1 protein-coding gene is annotated in these 3,939 nt (G+C 65.8%); it reads left to right on the top strand.

Going from position 1 to position 3,939, the window contains the following annotated elements:
- On the top strand, positions 1-3,939 hold a 3,939-nt coding region (locus tag EN742_RS27150; protein ID WP_281035002.1), incomplete at both ends, for a glucoamylase family protein.

The following is a 3,939-nucleotide window of genomic DNA, read 5'->3' as shown; positions in this document are numbered from 1 at the left end:
TCGTGATGCTGGCCTTGTTCGCCGTGCCGGCCTCGGAAGGCGCGCTCGCCTTCTTCAACACCGTCGTCTCGCTGTTCCTGAAGCCGACGCGGCTCGTCGGCTATGACTACAAGCATGGCGTGCCCGCCGAGGCGCGCACGCTGGTCGTGGTGCCCTCGCTGATCGGCTCGCGCGACGATGTCGAGGAGAATATCCGCAACATCGAGGTACATCACCTCGCCAATTCGGCGGGCGAAATCCATTTCGCGCTGCTTTCGGACTGGCCGGATTCGAAGACCGAGATCGACGCCGCCGACATCGAGATCCTGCAATTTGCCCGCGACGAGATCGCCAGGCTCAACGCCCGCTATCCGACCGAAGGTGCGCCGCTCTTCTATGTCCTGCACCGGCGCCGGCTCTACAACGCCGCGCAGGGCTGCTGGATGGGCTGGGAGCGCAAGCGCGGCAAGCTGCATGAGCTGAACCTTCTGCTGCGCGGTGACAGCGACACCACCTATTTGCCGCTTGACGTGCCGCTGCCGGAAAACGTCGTCCATGTGATGACGCTGGACGCCGACACGCGCACCACCCGCGATGCAGTGGCCAGCTTGGCCGGCAAGCTCAGCCACCCTCTCAACAGGCCGCATTTCGACGCCTCAAAACGCGTCGTCACCGCTGGCTACACCATTCTGCAGCCACGCATCACCGCTTCGCTGACCAGCGGCGACGACGCCTCCTTCTTCCAGCGCGTTTTCTCCGCCAACCGCGGCCTCGACCCCTATGTCTTTGCCGTTTCGGACGTCTACCAGGACGTCTTCGGCGACGGCTCCTTCACCGGCAAGGGCCTCTACCATGTCGACGCTTTCGAGGCGGCGCTGAAGGGCCGCATCGAGGAAAACACCATCCTCAGCCACGATTTGCTCGAAGGGGCGCTGGCGCGCTCGGCGCTGGTCACCGATGTCGAGCTGGTCGAGGACTACCCGACCCGCTATTCGGTAGACGCGTCACGCCATCACCGCTGGGCGCGCGGCGACTGGCAGCTTCTCGGCTTCATCCTCGATCCGCGCTCCGGCGTGCCGGCGCTGTCGCGCTGGAAGATGGTCGACAATCTGCGCCGCTCGCTCACGCCGATCTTCTGGGTGATGGCGGCGATCGCCGGCTGGACCCTGCTGCCCTTCACGCAAGCCGCGCAATGGCAGGCGCTGCTGATCCTCACTTTGTTCATGGCGCCCACCTTTGACATCGTCAATGGCATCCTGCCCAAGAGCGGCGACCAGACCCCGCGCGGCCATTTTTCGGCGCTGGCGCGCGACACCATCTTCGGCACCGCCCTGGTCGCGCTCAAGGTGCTGCTGATGGCGCATCTCGCCTGGATGATGGGCGATGCCATCATCCGCACCCTCTATCGCTTGTTCGTCAGCCGGCAGAACCTGCTTGAATGGCGCACCGCCTCGCAGGCGCACAAGAGCGGCGGCAGTGACCTCGGCGCCTATTACGGCATGATGTATGGCGCGGTGATCATCGGCGTCGTCGGCCTTGCCATCCCGGTGCTGGCCGATTCCACCGGCGCCTTCGTCGCCTTCTTCTTCGCCATCTTCTGGATTGGCTCGCCGGCTGTCGCCTGCTGGATCAGCCGCTCGGCCGAGACCGAGGACCGGCTGCGCATCTCGGCCGCCGACATCCATACGCTGCGCACCATCGCGCGGCGCACCTGGCACTATTTCGAGACTTTCGTGACGGCCGAGCATCACCATCTGCCGCCCGACAATTTCCAGGAAAGCCCGGCGCCGGTGGTGGCGCCGCGCACTTCGCCGACCAATATCGGCGTCTACCTGCTGTCGGTGGTGTCGGCGCGCGACTTCGGCTGGATCAGCCTGTCTGACGCCATCACGCGCATTGACGCGACGATGACGACCATCGAGAGCATGCCGCGCGACCGCGGCCATCTCTACAACTGGTACGACACGACGACGCTGAAGCCGCTCTATCCGCTCTACATCTCGGCCGTCGACAGCGGCAATCTCGCCGGCCATCTGGTGGCGGTCGCCGCGGCTTGCGCCGAATGGGCGGAAGCGCCTTCCGTGCATCTGCAGGGCGATTTCGAGGGCATCCTCGATACGGTGACCATCCTCGACGAGAGCCTTGAGGAATTGCCGGACGACCGCCGGCAGCTGAGGCCGCTGCGCCAGCGACTTGCCGACCGTCTCGACGGCATGCGCCGCGCCGTCATGACCATCAAGGCACAGCCCGAGATGGCGTCGATCCGCACCATCAACCTGGCGGTGCTGGCCGGAGAGATACGCAAGCTCGCCGCCGCCATCCACACCGAGGCGGCCTCGCCGAAGAGCGACGTCATCGCCGACTGGGCGGCGCGGCTCGAAGCCACCTGCGAGGCGCATGTGCACGACTCGCACAACGACGAGAACGCGGTCGAGGCCTTGCGCGCCAAGCTTCTGGCCCTGCGCGAGCGTGCCCGCCGCTACGCCTTCGAGATGGATTTCTCCTTCCTGATGCGGCAGGAGCGCAAGCTTCTGTCGATCGGCTACCGGGTCGAGGAGCACCAGCTCGACGAGAGTTGTTACGACCTGCTCGCCTCGGAGGCGCGGCTCACCAGCCTGTTCGCCATCGCCAAGGGCGACCTGCCGACCGAGCACTGGTTCCGGCTTGGCCGGCCGATCGTCGAGATCGGCTTCCGGGGCGCGCTGATGTCCTGGTCGGGCTCGATGTTCGAATACCTGATGCCGCCGCTGGTGATGAAGGAGCCGCATGGCTCGATCCTCAACCAGACCAGCAAGCTGATCATCAGGCGCCAGATCCAGTACGCGCGCTCCAAGAATGTGCCCTGGGGTATTTCGGAAGCGGCCTATAATGCCCGCGACCGCGAGCTGACCTACCAGTACACCAATTTCGGCGTACCCGGCCTCGGCCTCAAGCGCGGTCTCGGCCAGAACACCGTGATTGCGCCCTACGCCACGATCCTGGCGGCGCAGTTCAATCCGCGGGAGGCGGTGCACAATCTGGCCCGGCTGAAGGCGATCGGCGCGCTTGGCCGGCACGGTTTCTACGATGCCGTCGATTTCACCCCGCAGCGCGTGCCCGAGGGCACCGACCACGCCGTAGTGCTGAACTACATGGCGCACCATTCCGGCATGTCGATCGCAGCCGTCGCCGACGCCATCTTCGAAGGCCGCCTGCGCGACCGTTTCCACAGCGACCCGGTGATCGAGTCGGCCGAGCTCCTGCTGCAGGAGAGGGCGCCGCGCGACATCCCGACCGCCACCGTCAGGACCGAAGCCGACGAGCGCTCCAAGGACGAGACCGAGACAGAGAGCCCGGACACGCGCATCATCCTCGACCCGGCCAAGGCGCTGCGTGCGACCAACGTCATGTCCAATGGCCGCTATTCGGTCATGGTCACCGCCACCGGTTCCGGCTACAGCCGTTTCGGCGACCTTGCCGTCACCCGCTGGCAGCCGGACCCGAGCGAGGACCGGCTCGGCTCTTACATCTTCCTGCGCGATGCCGGCACCGGCGACTGGTGGTCGGCGACCTCAGAGCCGCGGCGCACCGACCATGAGCGCGTCCAGACCCTGTTCTCCGACGACAAGGCGAGCTTCATCAAATCGGTCGGGTCGCTGCGCTCGGAGGTCGAATGCATCGTCATCTCGGAAGGCAATGGCGAGGGCCGCCGCGTCACGCTCTACAATGACGGCGCCACCGACCGGCACATCGAGGTGACGTCGTTCGCCGAGCTGGTGCTGGGCAACGAAGCTTCCGACAATGCCCATCCGGCCTTCTCGAAGATGTTCGTCGAGACCGAGATCGCCTCGAACAACAGCGCGATCTTCGCCGTCAGGCGCAAGCGCGACAAAAACGACCCCGATATCGCCGTTGCGCATTTCGTCACCGATCCGTCGGGGCCGTCGCGCGATGCCGAGGCCGAGACCGACCGGCGCGCCT

The organism is Mesorhizobium sp. M4A.F.Ca.ET.020.02.1.1 (genome assembly GCF_004022645.1).
Classification (GTDB): domain Bacteria; phylum Pseudomonadota; class Alphaproteobacteria; order Rhizobiales; family Rhizobiaceae; genus Mesorhizobium.
The sequence above is the reverse complement of the archived record's forward strand: the minus strand, read 5'-3'. Positions and strand labels throughout refer to the sequence as shown.